Annotated in this window: 14 protein-coding genes; 5 read left to right on the top strand and 9 right to left on the bottom strand. The window is 59.8% G+C overall.

Going from position 1 to position 16132, the window contains the following annotated elements; genetic code table 11:
* Positions 1–55: 55 nt before the first annotated feature.
* The 5 genes from aroA to K8U03_15195 form a co-directional block, all read right to left on the bottom strand.
* Complete coding sequence (gene aroA, locus K8U03_15175; GenBank protein ID MCE9606236.1) at positions 56–1336, bottom strand: 3-phosphoshikimate 1-carboxyvinyltransferase; 1281 nt, start codon at positions 1334–1336, stop codon at positions 56–58.
* The gene (locus tag K8U03_15180) at positions 1333–2562 is read right to left on the bottom strand and encodes a PQQ-like beta-propeller repeat protein (protein ID MCE9606237.1); all 1230 of its coding nucleotides are present in this window, start codon (positions 2560–2562) and stop codon (positions 1333–1335) included. Before K8U03_15180 ends, aroA begins: the two co-directional genes overlap by 4 nt.
* A gap of 58 nt (positions 2563–2620) precedes the next feature.
* Positions 2621–3760 (bottom strand): hypothetical protein, encoded by a 1140-nt coding sequence (locus tag K8U03_15185; protein ID MCE9606238.1) that lies wholly within the window; start codon positions 3758–3760, stop codon positions 2621–2623.
* Positions 3761–3886: 126 nt separating this feature from the next.
* Positions 3887–5677 carry a PAS domain-containing protein gene (locus tag K8U03_15190; protein ID MCE9606239.1) on the bottom strand — a complete coding sequence of 597 codons (1791 nt, stop codon included), beginning with the start codon at positions 5675–5677 and terminating at the stop codon, positions 3887–3889.
* Positions 5678–5733: 56 nt separating this feature from the next.
* Positions 5734–6420 (bottom strand): response regulator, encoded by a 687-nt coding sequence (locus K8U03_15195; protein MCE9606240.1) that lies wholly within the window; start codon positions 6418–6420, stop codon positions 5734–5736.
* Here K8U03_15195 and K8U03_15200 point away from each other — a divergent pair.
* The 3 genes from K8U03_15200 to cysK all read left to right on the top strand — a co-directional run bounded on the left by K8U03_15200 (position 6413) and on the right by cysK (position 8299).
* Entirely contained in the window at positions 6413–6574 is a 162-nt protein-coding gene (locus K8U03_15200; protein MCE9606241.1) for a hypothetical protein, read from the top strand. The two genes, K8U03_15195 and K8U03_15200, sit on opposite strands and share 8 nt — an antisense overlap.
* Positions 6575–6758: 184 nt before the next feature.
* The gene (locus K8U03_15205; GenBank protein ID MCE9606242.1) at positions 6759–7208 is read left to right on the top strand and encodes a universal stress protein; all 450 of its coding nucleotides are present in this window, start codon (positions 6759–6761) and stop codon (positions 7206–7208) included.
* A gap of 131 nt (positions 7209–7339) precedes the next feature.
* A complete protein-coding gene (cysK, locus tag K8U03_15210; GenBank protein ID MCE9606243.1) occupies positions 7340–8299 on the top strand; it encodes a cysteine synthase A in 960 nt (319 codons plus the stop codon).
* A 189-nt stretch (positions 8300–8488) separates the two neighbouring features.
* Here the strand turns inward: cysK and infC are convergent, their stop codons facing one another.
* Positions 8489–9004: a translation initiation factor IF-3 gene (gene infC, locus K8U03_15215; protein ID MCE9606244.1), complete on the bottom strand. Its 516-nt coding sequence runs from the start codon at positions 9002–9004 to the stop codon at positions 8489–8491.
* A gap of 199 nt (positions 9005–9203) precedes the next feature.
* Positions 9204–11261, bottom strand: coding sequence for a threonine--tRNA ligase (thrS, locus tag K8U03_15220; protein ID MCE9606245.1), 2058 nt, complete (start codon positions 11259–11261; stop codon positions 9204–9206).
* 312 nt (positions 11262–11573) lie between these two features.
* Here thrS and K8U03_15225 point away from each other — a divergent pair, with 312 nt between their 5' ends.
* Both K8U03_15225 and K8U03_15230 read left to right on the top strand, forming a co-directional pair.
* A complete protein-coding gene (locus K8U03_15225; protein MCE9606246.1) occupies positions 11574–12965 on the top strand; it encodes a serine/threonine protein kinase in 1392 nt (463 codons plus the stop codon).
* Between the two features lie 114 nt (positions 12966–13079).
* Positions 13080–13598 (top strand): DUF4112 domain-containing protein, encoded by a 519-nt coding sequence (locus K8U03_15230; protein ID MCE9606247.1) that lies wholly within the window; start codon positions 13080–13082, stop codon positions 13596–13598.
* A gap of 20 nt (positions 13599–13618) precedes the next feature.
* Here K8U03_15230 and K8U03_15235 read toward each other — a convergent pair whose 3' ends face one another.
* Both K8U03_15235 and K8U03_15240 read right to left on the bottom strand, forming a co-directional pair.
* Positions 13619–14005, bottom strand: coding sequence for a hypothetical protein (locus K8U03_15235; GenBank protein ID MCE9606248.1), 387 nt, complete (start codon positions 14003–14005; stop codon positions 13619–13621).
* Positions 14006–14244: 239 nt separating this feature from the next.
* On the bottom strand, positions 14245–15915 hold the full coding sequence (locus K8U03_15240; protein MCE9606249.1) for a hypothetical protein: 1671 nt from the start codon (positions 15913–15915) through the stop codon (positions 14245–14247).
* Between the last annotated feature and the right edge of the window lie 217 nt (positions 15916–16132).

Here is a 16132-nt window from a genome sequence, read left to right on the forward strand (position 1 = left end):
TTTTCAAGCTGCCGTGTCGTGCCCGACACGGCAGCTTGCGTTTTTGGGCCGAGGTTTAGGAAGAGCTCAGCTTCGCGAGATCCGTGAAGAACTCAGGGTACGTCTTGCGCGTGCAATCAGGATCGCGAATCACGACGCCGGGCACGCGGAGCCCCGCTAGGGCAAAGCTCATTGCCATCCGATGGTCGTCGTAGGTGTCGATCTCTGCGCCGTGCAGCGGCGCGCTCGGCGTGATTCGCAAACCATCATCGAATTCCTCGACCTGAGCACCGAGCTTGCGCAGCTCCACGGCGACGGCGTGAATCCTATCGGTTTCCTTGTGGCGATTATGGGCAACGCCGCGAATCGTCGTCGGTCCGGCGGCGAACAACGCGACCGGCGCTAAGGTCTGCATCGTATCGCTGACGGCGTTCATGTCGATGTCGATCCCACGCAGGGCCCGACCGACGACCGTGATTCCCGCATCCGATTCGGAAACCTCGCAGCCCATTCGTTCTAAGACGTCGATGAAGCCGACGTCTCCCTGCAATGCGCGGCGCGTGAGCCCCGCGACGGTCACCCGCCCGCCCGTGATAGCGGCCACTGCGAAGAAGTAGCTGGCGGCCGAAGCATCCGGTTCGATTTCGTAATCGCAGCCGGTGTATCGACCGAGCGGAATCGTGAACCGTGTAACGTCGTCGTTGGCGCGTTCGATGCCGAAGGATCGCATGACCGCGAGCGTCATATGAATGTAAGGTTGCGAGACGAGCGTGTCTTCGACGATGAGTTCGATCGGCGTTTGAGCATAAGGAGCGGCCATCAGCAGACCGCTGAGAAACTGGCTCGAGACATCGCCGCGAATCGTCGAGCGACCTCCGGCGAGGCCCGCGGCATGCACGATGATCGGCGGGCAACCGGTCTTGTGTTCGCTTTCGATGCGCCCACCCAAGCGACTGACGGCATCGATCAAATCTTGGATCGGCCGCTCATGCATCCGCGTGGTGCCGTGCAAGCGAAACGTTCCTTGCGCGGTAGCAAGCATCGCCGCGAGAAACCGCACGGTCGTGCCGCTATTGCCGATGTAGAGATCGGCTTTCGGGCTGGGGACTTTCCCGCCGCATCCTACGACGCGAATCGTGCGCGTAGCAGGATCGTGAATCACATCGAGCCCGAGTGTCTGCAAAGCGCCGACCATCACTTGCGTGTCGTCGCTGTCGAGGGCTCCGCGAAGCGTCGAGGTTCCCTCGGCCAGCGCAGCGCAAACCAGCGCGCGATTCGTAATGCTCTTCGAGCCGGGTGGGCGGATCGTGCCGACGATCGGGCCGGTTACGGTCGAGACGGCGATGGTCTTAGTCACGGCGCAGCGATCTTCCAAAGGTGCTTGTCGCCGCGGAAATAGAGAGCGCCGGCGGCATAGGCGGGGGAGCCGAATACGGGCTCGCCGAAGTCGTTCGACGCCACGACTTCTCCATCTTTCTCACCGGTTCGAACGACCTGCGCGAGCCCGTCTTGATTGACGACATACAGCAAATCGCCGATAGCGAGCGGCGTGGCCCAGTATGGACCCTTCACTCGCAGCTTCCATTGCACCTTGCCGCTTTGCGCTTCGCCGCACGTCATCACACCGGCGCGATTCACGATGTAAACGCGTCCGCCGGTCACGACAGGGCTCGGGCTTCCCGGTGCGAGCGCACTTTCTTGCCAGATCTTTTCCCAATTGGAACTTCCGACGCCGACCTTCAGCGCGGTCAGTCCTTCGCCTGGAATGTAGATAGTCTCACCTTCCGTCGTAACGCTGCTGATCTCGGCGCACTTCGAGTCGTACGTCCAAACGACTTCGCCCGTGCGCGCGTTGTGCGCCGTCAGCTTGTCGGGAGATTGCAGAAGGACGAGCGGCTCGCCACGGCCCGGCTTAAACAACGTCGGCGAGGTCCAATTCATTTGCGATGTGCGGGGAACCTTCCAGCGCGTTTCGCCGGTTACGGAATCGATCCCCATAGCGAACGAATCGCCCTTGCTTTCCAACTGCACGACGACCGTATCGCCGGCAACGAGCGGCGACGCGGCCATGCCGACGTCGTTGGCCGCTGCCGGATGCTCGAGCGTCAGACCTCGATACCACAGCAGATTGCCGTCGACATCGAGGCACGCTAGATCGTTCGACGAGAAGAACGCGAAGATGCGGCGACCGTCCGAGGCCGGCGTCGGCGCGGCTACGGAACTCGTCGGATGACAAAACGTCCGTCCGGTTGCCCAAAACTTGCGCTGCCAAAGTTGCTTACCGTCCGTCGTCGAATAACAAGCCACGACGAGGCGATCTTGCTTCGCTCCGCTTGCCGAAGTGACGAACACCCGATTGCCGACGACGATCGGGCTCGACACGCCTCGCGACGGTAAATCGACCGACCAAGCGATGTTCTTCGCTTCTGATTTCTCCGTTTTCACGGTCCACTCGGTCGGCGGCAACACGGTTTCCGAAGTTTTTCCAGTCGTGTCGGTTCCGCGGAACTGGGCCCAATCGGCGCCGGTGAAGCAGGCGATGCCGAGGATCGTCGCGGCGTAAAGTCCCGTGCGGTTTCGCATGATCGAGCTCAATCGTTAGGCCAATGTGGTAGTAAATAAGCAGCGAACGACAATCGGGCTATTCATTACCCGCCAGTTTTCCTGCGGAGATCACGGCCGTGCCGACGCTGTCGCAAACGCGCAACTGGAACTTCCAATCTTGGGCCCATGATTCCTTCTGCTCGTTCTCGCAGACCTTCAACAGAATTCGATTGGCCCCTGGCTTCAATTCGGCGTGCGAGATGTATTGATCGATCTCGAAGCCGGCATGGTATACGTTGCGGGCATCGACTTGCTTGCCGTTGACCCACAGCTTGATCGCGTTGCCGCTGCCGATGCGAATGTCGACCGGGCCGGCCTTGGAAGCGTGGAACTCTGCAACGGCGTAAGCGAGCGCTCCTTTGTTCTTACCGAGAACCTCGTTGAGATCGATGATGCCGTGCTTGTCGACGGTCTTATGCTCGATCCAAGCGATTTCTTTTTCGTCTTTGCCCTTATACTTCGCGTCGAGTTTGATCTCGTTTTCCGGTGGATAAACGGCGTCGTACCCTTTCTCCTTCATATTGTCGAAGGGGCCGATCAGCTTCCACGCGACGACGAATCCGAAATGCTTCGGTAAGTCGGCTGCGCCTCCCAGTTTCTCAACTTTGGCGGCGAGGTCTTTAATCTGGTCGACGTCGCGCGAGGCGGAGAATGCTTTTTCGTACAACGATTTCGTCACGGCCGGATCCTTCGACGCCGTCGCTTCAGTCAGTACGCGATCGATCGCTTCGCGGCGCAATTCCGTACTCGGATCATCAAGAAAGCCCGGCATCAAACGGTCGGGTGCGGTCTTGTCGAGTTTCGAGAGGATGTCGTACGCGAGCCGGCGGGCTTGCGGAACATGCTTCGTTTCCAGCACGAATTTTTCCAGGGCCGGTGCCGATGTTTTATCGCCGGCCGTTTCGGCTCGTTCGCCGATTGTCTCGATCGCGGCTCGAATCCAGTTCGCTGCGAGCGGCGAGGCGGTATCGAGCGACGTAAGAAGTTCCGGAAGCCGTTGAGCATCGGCGCTCGCCACGACTTTCCAGGCCGCTTGGGCGGCGCGATGGCCGGCCGCTTCGGGACCTACCGCGACGAGGTTTTTCAACGCTTCGCCGAAGTCGTCGGCCGAGGCCGCCCGAGGCGCGATGGCTACGGCAGTGCAGAGGAAAGCCGCGGCAAAATAGGTGCTTCGCATCGTCCGTTGTTCCTTGCTGAGAACGGCTCCGCGAGGCACGCAGGCGGAGCAGGGCCGAAATCCGTGCGGCTTATTCTACCGAAGCACGCCGCTTAGGGAAACTCGCCGGCAAGGCTCGATGGGGCGTTATGCCGAGCGCCGAGCTTCGCCGCCGAGAGTCGTAGGAATGGGTGGGAGATGGATCGTGAACCGGCTTCCCTTCCCAGGCGCGCTTTCGACCGTCACGCGGCCTCGATGCGCCAGCACGATATGCTTGACGATCGCGAGCCCGAGACCGGTGCCGCCGAGTTTTCGACTGCGCGCCTTATCGACGCGGTAGAAACGCTCGAAGAGGCGGGCATGATGTTCCGGCGCGATTCCGCAACCGTAGTCGACGACCGACACGCGTACTTCTTCCGAGGTCCGTTCGCCGACCACTTGGATGACTCCGCCGGCGTCGCTGTACTTCACGGCGTTCTCAAGCAGGTTGCGCACTGCTTGCTGGAGCAACAGCGCATTGACGCGGGCATGTACTTCATCGGGGCAACGAATCTCGACGCGAATCTTTCGTTCGTCGGCGCGCACTTGGCAATCGTTCGCGGCACCCAATAGGATCTCGTTAAGCCGGCTCGGAGCGAGGACGATATCGGATGCCTCGGCCTCTTTCTCGATGCGCGAGAGAGCCAGTAGATCGTCGATGATGGCGTCGAGCCTATCGGCTTGCCGCGCGATGATCTCCATAAACCGATGGGCATCTTCGGCCGATGCTCCGTCGAGAATCGTTTCGACGAACCCTTTGATCGACGTGATCGGCGTCTTCAATTCATGCGAGACGTTGGCCGCGAAATCTCGACGCATATTTTCCAAGCGTCGCAAGCGGGTCACGTCGTTGAGCACGAACACCGCGCCGGAGCCGCGATCATGCGAATCGGGGAGCATCGTGCCCCTCACTTGTAAGATGCGCTCGTCGGTTTGGCGAAAGACGATATCGTTCTCCGCGGGCTTGCGCGTGGCGAGGATTTGATCGACGAGCCGCAACAACTCCGGATTGCGGACGATCTCGTGCAAGCCGCGTCCCATGATCTCGGTCGGATTGACGCCGAGCAGCCGACCGGCTGCGCGGTTCAAGCTGATCACGCGATGCTCGGCATCGATGGCGAGCACTCCCTCCGCCATACCTGCGAGAACGGCCTCCTGCTCGTTGTTAATGCGCAGCACTCCATCGAGACGTTCGGCGAATCTTTCGGCAAGTCGGCTCATCGACTCGCTCAACTCGGCGGCTTCTTCGATGTTGGGCAAGGTATGAGCGGACGTACCGCGACCTTCGGAGAGTTCATCGCTAAGCTTGCGTAACATGAGAAACGAGCGGGCAATCGGTTCGGCGAGGAAATGGGCTGCCGCAAATGCCGCGATTACGCCGACAAGCGCCAAGAGAGCGACGCTTCGCCACCAAGCGGAAGTCGCCGCTTGAATGTGCGTCGTCGGTTGCGAGACTTCTAAGATCGCCGCGACCCGGCCTTCGCGCACAAGCGGGATGCCGACCACGAGCACACGGCTTTCGGTCGCATCGTCGTAGAGGACGAATTCCGTGCGTCGGCCGGCGAGCGCTTCCGCAACGACTTTCTCGTTCGTCGGCTTTCCGAGATAAGCCGTGTCGACGAGCGATACGCCGCTAGGCGCGAAGAGCGTGAACCCGATCTGACGGGCATCGGCGATGCGGCGCACGACGGAATGCTCGCCCAGGCGCGTCGCCAGGCTAAACTCTTTTCCGAATCGCTCGTCGAGCGCCGCGGCGACGTCGTCTAAGCGGCGCAAGCCTTCGGTGGTCAGGCTGCGATCGATCGCTCTCGCACCGATCCAGCCGGCCGCGATGGCGACGACGAGCGCGAGCGCGATCATCGCCGGTGCGAGCTTCCAGATCAGTCGTGTACGTTGCACGAATCTCGACTTTCGACAATGCCTCTAGAAATGCGCAGCCCGGATGCGCCCGGCGACTACCCTTTGAAGCGGTAGCCAACGCCGCGTACCGTCTCGACGCGAGCGCCGTTGTCGCCGAGCTTCTTGCGAAGACCCGCGACCTGCACATCGACCGAGCGTTCCGTTACAGGGTAATCTTCCCCCTTCACGGCGTCGACGATCTGAGCCCGTGAAAATGCCCAACCGGGCCTTTGAGCGAGGAATTGCAGCAGGCGAAACTCCGTGAGCGTCAGGTCGATCGGCTGATCGGAGATCGTCACTTCGTGCCGTCCGGGATGGATGACGAACTCGCCGACGGTGATCGGCGAACCTTCGTCGCCGACTTGCGTTTGCCGACGGCGAAGCACGGCTTTGATCCGAGCGATCAGCACGCGCGGGCTAAACGGCTTGGCAAGGTAATCGTCGGCACCCATTTCGAGGCCGGTCACCATGTCGGCCTCTTCCCCTTTGGCCGTGAGCATCACGACAGGGATGTGTTTCGTGCGCGCATCGTTTTTAAGTACGCGGCAGACTTCCAAGCCATCGACGTTCGGCAGCAGCAGATCGAGCACGACGAGATCGGGCAGATCCGTGCGAGCGCGACGAATCGCTTCTTCGCCGGTACCGACTCCGGCGGCGCGGTAACCCTCTTTCGTAAGGTTGTACTTAATCAGTTCGACGAGATCTTCTTCATCGTCGACCACCAGGATCCGCTCTTTGGGCATTCCGACTTCCTATGGCATGGTGCTGATGGTTCGCCTGCGGCGCGCGGCGCTCGAAATCAGCGGTTCGATAGCCTCGGCGTCGGAAGAACTCGGCAACCAAACAAGGCAGCCCGGCTCCTGCGACACAGGACTATTGATAGCAATCGATTATTAGGTTTATGTTAGACAAATGTGAGCGCTGCCGGCTATTTTGCGAGGAATACCGAATGTTTGCTGACCTAACGCTTGCCTGACCCAAAAGTGGGTACGCCGCTTGCAGTTTGATAGGATGTATTTGCAGTAGCTTCCAAGATTCCCCTCATTGCCATGAGGCTTCAGTTTCTCCGGAGGGCTTAGCGATGAACGCCAGAAAGATCCTCTTCCCGACCGACTTCTCCCACCTCAGCGATGCGGCCTTGGCGCATGCCACGGCCTTAGCTCGCGATACCGGCGCGATGTTGCTGATCGTCCATGTCGAAGAGCCGCCGATGGCCTACGGCGGTGGTGAGATGTACTACGGCATTCCGGAGCCCGATCGGGCCGAAGTGCGACGCATGACGGAAGCGGTGCGGCCGACCGATCCGCTGGTCCGGTTCGAGCATCGCATGGTCGAAGGAAGTCCGGCCGAAGAGATCGTTCGGGTGGCGGAAGAGGAGCATGTCGACATGATCGTGATCGGCACGCACGGGCGAACCGGTTTGAAGCGCTTGCTGATGGGAAGCACGGCGGAATCGGTGATGCGCCATGCGAAGTGCCCGGTCTTCGTCTTTAAGACCGCCGAACATACAGCGGCGGCAAAAGCCCCCTAGCGAGGCGATAAATCATAGCTAAGGCAATACTAATACACGGCTTCCGTTGACCCCTCGCGTTCCGCTTCGCTATAATCCGCGACGTACACGGACGATACTCTGCGCAATCTTGGTTAAGGGAAAGGGCCCTCATGGCTACCGCGACGACTTCGGGCATTCGCAACAACATCACTGAATGTGTAGGCAACACGCCACTCGTACAGTTGCACAAAATCGCCGAGGGGAGCGTCGCTACCGTCGTCGCCAAGGTCGAGAACATGAACCCGCTTTGGAGCGTGAAAGATCGAATCGCTCGGGCGATGATCGACGCCGCCGAGCGCGACGGCAAAATCAAGGCCGATACCGTGATTATCGAGCCGACGAGCGGTAACACCGGAATCGGATTGGCGTTCGTTTGTGCGGCTCGGGGTTATCGCTTCATGGCGACGATGCCGGAAAGTATGAGCTTGGAGCGTCGACGGTTGCTCAAGGCCTTGGGTGCCGAGTTGGTGTTGACCCCCGCCGCCGATGGGATGCCTGGCGCCGTGCGGAAGGCCGAAGAGTTGGCTGCCCAAAACCCCAACTACTTCGTGCCGCAACAATTCAAGAACCCTGCGAATCCGGAAATCCACCGCAAGACCACGGCCGAGGAAATTTGGCGCGATACCGACGGCCAAGTCGACATCTTCATCGCCGGCGTCGGCACGGGAGGCACGATCACCGGCGTAGGTGAGATCCTTAAGCAACGTAAGCCGGGCGTGAAGATCATCGCGGTCGAACCGGTGAATAGTCCCGTCATCGCTCAACGCAAGGCAGGGCAGCCGCTCAAGCCGGGTCGCCACACGATTCAAGGAATCGGTGCCGGTTTCATTCCCGACGTGCTCAACGTCGACGTGATCGACGAAGTTATTCCCGTCGCCGACGACGACGCGATGGAGACGGCCCGCAATCTCGCGAAGCTGGAAGGGTTAATGTGCGGCATCAGTTGCGGAGCGGCAGCGTGGGCTGCGATCCAAGTCGGCAAACGTCCGGAGAACAAAGGCAAGCTGATCGTCGTCGTGTTGCCGGACATCGGCGAACGCTACCTCTCGACGAAGCTCTTCCCGGAATAATGGGGAAAAGTTAGAAGTCAGAAACTAGAAACCAGAAAAAGCGGCGGCTCGGAATTATCCGAGCCGCCGCTTTTTGTTTTGTCGTCGCGATGGAACCGGTACGCAGAACCGGCCGGTTTACACCGGCCGCTCGCCTCAGAGAAGTCTACGTTCACTGACCCCTGACCACCGACCCCTGACCACTTCCTTCTACTTCGGCGTCAGCATGCAGGTGATGCGCTTTCCCATCGTGCTCGGGTTGCCTTCGAGCTTGCTGATGTCTTCGAGCGACTTGATCATCTTCTCGACGACCTTGCGGCCTTCGTCCATGTGCGCCGCTTCGCGCCCTTTGAACACGACCGAGACGACGACTTTGTTTTTGGCCTCGAGGAATTCGCGCGCGTGATTCACCTTCACGAGGAAGTCGTGCGCGTCGGTCTTCGGGCGAAGTCGAATCTCTTTGATCTTCGCTTGATGCGTGTGGTTCTTATGGAGTCGTTTGTTTTGTTGGTATTTAAATTTACCGAAATCCATGATTCGGCAAACCGGCGGCTTCTCGGTCGGGGCCACCTCGACCAAATCCATTCCCGCGTCTCGGGCCAAGGCTATCGCTTGTTCGGCCGTCATTACTCCTAGTTGAGCGCCATCCCCGCCGATGACTCGCACCGATGGGACGCGGATTTGTTCGTTCACTCGTTGAGACTTTTCGATCGCTGCGTCCTCCACACAGACAAAGAAATGGTTCAGCGGTCCGAAGCCTTGGGTATCGACTTAGGAGTCCGCACGGAAAGCTCTTCGCTAACTCTCGTTCGCAACCACAAGCTCATTCCTACAAACGCAAATATCGTTCGTAAAATCAGCGCCTGTCAACTCTTTTCAAATGAATTACCGGTAACTCGCCATAATTCTTCGGGCAAATCGTCTCTTAATACTCATTCGCTTCCGCCACGCTTGCCGTCGCGGCGGGGGCCGCGCTCATCTTGACCTTTTGACGGATGCGCTTCGTGCGGATCTCTTCTTGCAACTTCTCGATCGCCGCGGCGATCGGCAGCGCTCCGACATCCCCATCGATTCGGTCGCGAATCGAGACGGTTCCTTCTTCCATTTCTCGCCCGCCGACGACGAGCATGTACGGCACGAGGCGAATCTGAGCGTCGCGCACCTTCGAGCCGATCTTCTCGGCTCGGAAGTCGCCGGTCACGCGAATGCCTGCCTCGCGTAGTTGCTTTTCGACCTGTCGGCCGTACTCGCTGAACTTCTCGCTGACTGTGAGAATCCGCACCTGTTCCGGCGCGAGCCAAAGCGGGAACGCTCCGGCGTAATGTTCGATCAGTACGCCGATGAAGCGCTCCATCGAGCCGAGCGGAGCACGATGGATCATGATCGGGCGGTGGGTTTGATTGTCGGAGCCGACGTATTCGAGGCCGAACCGCTGTTCGCTCGGCAAGTTGTAGTCGAGCTGCACGGTGCCGAGTTGCCAGTCGCGGCCGATGCAGTCGGCGACGATGAAATCGGCTTTCGGTCCGTAGAACGCGGCTTCGCCCCGGGCGATGCTCATCTGCGGCAAGTCCATGCTGCGGCAGACTTCTTCTAGTTCGCGTTCCGCGCGGTCCCACACTTCCGCCTTGCCGACGTATTTGTCGCTCGTCGGGTCGCGGAAGCTGAGTCGCACGCGATAGTCGTCGAGGCCGAGAGTTTTCAAGATAAACTGAGTCATCTCGATGCAACCGCGGAACTCGTCGGCCACTTGATCTTCCGTGCAGAACAGATGCGCGTCGTCTTGGCAAAAGCCGCGCACGCGGGTCATGCCGTTCAATTCTCCCGACTGCTCGAAGCGATAGACGGTGCCGAACTCCGCAAGCCGCACGGGCAAGTCGCGGTAACTGCGCGGTCGGCTCTTGTAGATCATGATGTGATGCGGACAGTTCATCGGTTTCAGCAGGTATTCATCTTCTTCGACATGCTTGCCGGCTTTGGCGTCGGCGATCGAATTCGGATGATCCTTCATCTTAATCGTCGGGAACTGCGCGTCGGCATAGTATGGGTAGTGGCCGCTGATCTTATAGAGATCGACCTTGCCGATGTTCGGAGTGTAAACCGGATCGTAGCCCCGCTTTTGCAGTTCGGCTTTGACGAAGGTTTCGAGTTCGCCCCGGATCGTCGCCCCGCGCGGATGCCAAAGAATCAGCCCGCCACCGACGAGCGGGTTGATGCTGAACAAATCCAACTGCTTGCCGAGTACCCGATGGTCGCGCTTCTTCGCTTCTTCCATCTTCTGCAAGTAGGCGTCGAGGTCTTCCTTGGAGAACCAAGCGGTGCCGTAAAGTCGTTGAAGCTGCTTGGAGTTGGCGTCCCCTTTCCAATAAGCCCCCGCGACCGACATGAGCTTAAATGCTCCGATCGCGCCTGGGCTCGGAATATGCGGGCCGCGACAAAGGTCGATGAACTCCCCTTGCCGGTAGAACGACAACGTCGGGTGATCGGCCAAGCCGGTCGAGATATGTTCGATCTTGAACTCTTGACCCAGATCGGTGACGACGCCGAGCGCTCGCTCGCGCGGCTCGACGATGCGCTCGAACCCTTCATCGGCCTTGATGATCCTCGCCATCTCGGCTTCGATCTTCGGGAAGTCTTCTTCGCTCAGCTTGTGCGGCATCGCGAAGTCGTAGTAGAAGCCGTCGCCGGTGGTCGGGCCGAAGGCGAGTTGCACGCCGTCGAAGAGTCGCATCACGGCGCGAGCCATGATGTGTGCGCACGAGTGCCGCATTACGGCCAGTGCTTCGGCGTCTTTCTTAGTGAGCAGCCGTAAGGAAACTTCGCCCGTATTCGGAAGCTCGGTGTCGACACCGACGACTTTGCCGTCGACGACGCCGGCGAGCGTGGCTTTGGCGAGGCGGGGCCCGATGTCGTTGGCGACATCCAGCACACGGGTCGGCTTGGAATAGTCTTTTACGCTGCCGTCGGGAAGTTTGACTTGAAGCATCGGTTCCTTGGTTGCGGTAGAGCCCGTCGAGCGCGACATCGCGGAGGCGCGTCGATACCAAGGACGCGATCCCCAAGTCCGCGAGGGGGCTCGACCGACGTAAAATATAATGAGTAACCGGTTTCCGGCAAGATCGGTCGCTCTTACGGTCAACGACGGCGCACCTGCGTCGGTGGTTCGCCTAAACGTCGTATTTGGTCTTCGGAGCGGGAAATTCCTGGGCTTTTCATGCTCTATCGCGGTACGTTTGTTTTCGTGGTTCGGGTCGGTTCGCGTTTCGCTTCGCCGTGGCCGCCGACTACAATCATTCCCATGGCAATCACACTGGAACAGTTCGGCAAAAGCATTATCTCGACCGGTCTCCTGACCAACGAGGAACTCCGCGCGTGGTGGACGTCGCTAGCAGCCGATCGCAAGCCGCGCGACGCCGAGTCGTTCGCTGCTTGCATCGTTCAAGACGGCAAGCTGACCTCCTATCAGTCCCAGGTATTGCTCCAAGGGAAGGGGGCCTCGCTGTCGTTCGGCAATTATTTGCTGCTGGCGCAGATCGGCGTAGGGGCTTCGGGGGCCGTCTTCAAGGGGAAGCATAAATCGTCGGGCCGGCTCGTCGCGATTAAAGTCCTCTCGAGTGCGATCGCGCAAGATGACGTAGCCGTCCGTCGTTTTCAGCGAGAGATCGAAGCCGCCGGACGTCTGGCGCATCCGAACATCGTGCAATCGTTCGACGCCGGGCAGTTGAACGGACAGCACTATCTCGTGATGGAATACGTCGACGGCGCCGACCTCACGACGCTCGTCAAAGACAACGGCGTCTTCTCGATCGACATGGCGATCCGCACGATTTCGCAAGCGGCTGCCGGCCTTCAATACGCCCACGAACAGGGAGTGATCCACCGCGACATCAAGCCCCGCAATCTCTTGCAAGATAAGCAAGGAGGCGTGCGGCTGCTCGATCTCGGTCTGGTTCGCTTCAGCGACGGTGGCAGCAGCATCACCGCAACGCAGGCGGTAATGGGGACCATCGACTACATGAGTCCCGAGCAAGCGGTCGATCCGAAGCGGGCCGATGTCCGAAGCGATATCTACAGCCTCGGCTGCACGCTCTGGTTCTTGCTCGTTGGCAGGAAGCTCTACGACGCAAAAGGGGTCGTCGATCGGATCATGATGCACCGGAGCTCACCGATCCCGCTGCTGATGAAAGAACGCGAGGCGCCGAAGGCTTTGCAAGCTGTCTTCGAAAAGATGGTGGCGAAGCGGCCCGACGATCGTTATCAAACGATGTCGGAAGTTATCGTTGCGCTGGCCGCGGTTGCGAAGGAGATCGCCGGACCAAGTGGCGACGATTCCGAACAAGAAGAGCCGGTCGAAATGCTCGCCGAAGTCGAAATGTTGAGCGAGCAATCCATCATGAACTTGCCCAGAATTCAACTACAAACGGCCGCCTACTCCGAGCCGGGACCAAGTAAGCCGTTCTTGTTCGATCAAGGAGCCAAGGCGGTGTCGCAAGGCACTGCGAAATCGCCGTCGATTCAGCCTACGCCCGCGAAGGGGAAAGCGGCATCGCCGAAAGCTTTTGCCGACTCCGCCGAACCCGGCAATACGCTCGCTTCACGTTTCCCGGTCGAAAAGCGGACGCTTTACATCGCCGGAGCGGTTGTCGGCGTCGTGCTCTTGGCCGTGGTCGTGTGGCTAGTCATCGGCTAGAGATGGAATGTGCCGGTGTTTTTGGCGCACGATATGCATTTCATTCCGGTCATCGTTCGTTTCGCTGTCAATTCGGCAGCGGGTCGGACGGCGTAAAGGAGTGAGCTGGTGGCTATGAATTTCGCCCGTGATGATTCGGAGTTCGGACGCATTCCCCCGCGCCATGCGCATTCTTACCAAGCCGACAGTCGGCTTCGTTGGGTGGAGCACTTAGCGCGGCTGATGGATAGCCAATTTCAGATTCCGGGCACGAACTTCAAGTTCGGCCTTGATCCGCTGATGAATTTGGTGCCGGTCATCGGCGGCATCCCCTCGGTGCTCGTATCGGCCTTGCTCATCTCGACGATGATGCGGCATGGCGCGAGCGGCGAAGTTGCCGTGCGGATGGTTGCCAACGTGGCGATCGATGCCATTCTCGGCGCGGTTCCCATTCTCGGCACTATCTTCGACTTCACGTTTCGGGCCAACGATCGCAACGTGCGACTGTTGCGCGAACACTACAACGAGGGGCGTTACCAAGGGAGCGGCCGGGGTCTTGTTACCGTGCTCCTCTTGGGGCTCATCGCCCTCTGCGGCGCGATTGCCTGGGGCGTATGGATGCTGCTTGCCGGATTATGGCATCTGATTTCGTGAGGCGTAGCTTCGGTTGAAGGCTACTTGGAAACGCGCTCGATGAAGCCCTTGGCCGTGTACGACACGGTTCGTGTGGCGTTATCGATTTGCGGATGGTCGTCGATGAAGAGATGGCACTCTTCCCCTTCGCTGAGCATTGCGGCCAGCGCCGTCTTGAGACGACGAACCTGTTCCTCGAACGTCTCCGCTTCCACGTCGAGGGACGACGTAAAAACAACCGAGATCAGCCGGCCGGTATCGTCGATCGGCAGCACATGAATCCCGTCTCCGCCGTGCCAATTGTGGTGTGCAGCCCGTTTGTGGTAGCCGTGGTATCGATCGCGTAGCGGCTCCGCCTTGCCGTGATCGATGTTGAAGGCTTCGTCGATGCGGTGTTGAACGAAAGTTGCGTCGGTGAGAAACGGCATGGGAATATCCTTAAGGCGTAGTTGTGCGACAAGTGGTTGTGCGACGAACGAGGACGAGTTCGTGCGGTCGAAGTGCAGGGAGCCGCTCTCAATATAACGTACGCCAAGCCCGCCGGCACGGTTCGCCTGCGCCTCTTGGCGACGAATCCACGGTACAAGGAGCACCGTTTGGTCGTTCTTTGTTCAATCGGCGCTGGAACTATCCATGGCGTCGTTCGATTTCAAAGTGCGGCCGCTGTTTAGCGTCGCCAGGTCGCGAAATTGCCGTTGTCGGCCGGGGCGAACATCGGGCGGAACTGCGAGCGCTGCGCCGTGAAGGCCGTTCCGGGATAGAACAAGAAGCCGAACGAGAGATTCCATATCTCTTCCTTGCGCCCCATGTCTCCACCCGAACCGGGAAGCACATACTCGAACGCGCCGGTTACGGCCATATAGCAAGTCACGGCGACTTGGACGTTGGTGCCGTAAGTGATGTCGCTCGGCGATTCCGCGAGGCCCGCGAAAATGTTCGACGTTGCGAAGTCGCTCCAGTAGTGCTTCCAGTAAAGATTGCCTTGCGTGAGCGATTGGAAGCGGTTGTAGGAGACAGGTGTGCCGATGAAGCTCGACTCGCGCCGCTGCGGCAACGAGCCCCAAAGCCCGACTTCGTTGCAGGGATTGACTTGCCACGACGCGGCTACGCGAAATTGGCTGAAGTGGAAGTCGTCGTAATAGTTGTCGATGAGCCAATCGTGTGCCAGGCCGAAGCCGAGGCCCGTCGAGAGCGACCGCTGAAACAGTGCGACGGTGTTGAAGTTTTGGAACCGCATTTGATCGCCGGTGAATTGCGTTCCGCGCCAATCGTTCCAAGCGGCGGTCGAGCCGACTTGTCCGCCGAAGCCCCAATCGCGCATGATCGGGAAGGAGAAGCTCGCTCCGATGCGTTTGCCTAAGTTGGCGTTCAATCCATCCAAATCGAGTGGGGTCTTGAACGTGTCTAAGGTGCTGATGATCGAAAAGTTCGTGTACCACGGCTCGGTCGGAGCGCAAGGACAGGGGACGCCGGGATTGCAGGCTTCGCCCGGATAACTCGGACCACCCACGCTCGGATCTACGGACGCATGGCTCGGCGGAGGAGGGACGGCACCATAGTTGGAGTTTTTCGGATTGTTGTCGTAGGCGGTGGCGGGCTGCGGAGCCCAGCTGCGCGGCAGCCAAGCCGTGTACGACGGCGGAGCGCTCCCCTTCGCATAAGGTGAGATCTCTTTTTGAGTGAGGCGTCCGACCTGCATGTCGGGCTGCTGTCCGTAGATCGGACCCGTGGTCGGCCCACTGCTGAGCGAATTGTTCGGCGAATAGTGCGGAATCGCCGGCGGCGTAGAGAAGTCCGGCGTCGGCGGAACATAGTTGCCGCTGACATAGTTCCCCGTGTTGTAGTTGCCGTTGTAGCTGCCTGGACCGTAGCTATTCGGTCCACTCTGCGGCCCGTTTGGCGAGCCGTTAGGAGACACGTTCGGCGATAAGATCGTCGGGGCCGTTGTCGCGACCGGTGGTGCCGCAACGACGGGAACCGGAGGGGGGACGATAGGCGTCGCAATCGGCGTTGTGATCGGGGCCGTCATGGGCGTGCCGTACGACACCGCCGGTGCACTGGTTGGCGATGCCGGGCCTGAATCGCCGTGCGACGAACTGTAAACGGGCGGCGACACGTAGGTCGGCGTGGTGCCCGTTCCGCTGCCGTTTACAGCGCTGTAGGGAACGATCTGCGGCGGGGCGCTGCTCGGGCTCACAGGGAATTGAGGCCCTGCGGCGATGGTGCCCGGTATCCGACCGCCGCCGTTAGGGTAGCCGGCCATCTGTGCGGATGTCGTTCCGGTCGAGGCCGAAATCGCGATGAGTCCGAGAGCAGTAATAAACGGGCGCGTTGCCATGATCCGGCTCCCCTTGAGAAGCGGCTCGCGGTACGTTCGACCGCGAAACGCCGACTCTCTAGAAATCGGATCGGAGCCGTTAGACCCGGCACTTCAGTTGCAACCGATGCCGGCGCTACGACCGACAAAACCGGCAAACCTATCCTGGCCCGCAAAACTTGCCGAAATGCAAGAGTGCCGCGATGAAAATCGAGTAGCGGCGAATACTGCGTTGAGT

The sequence above is a fragment of the Planctomycetia bacterium genome (genome assembly GCA_021413845.1).
Lineage (GTDB): Bacteria > Planctomycetota > Planctomycetia > Pirellulales > PNKZ01 > PNKZ01.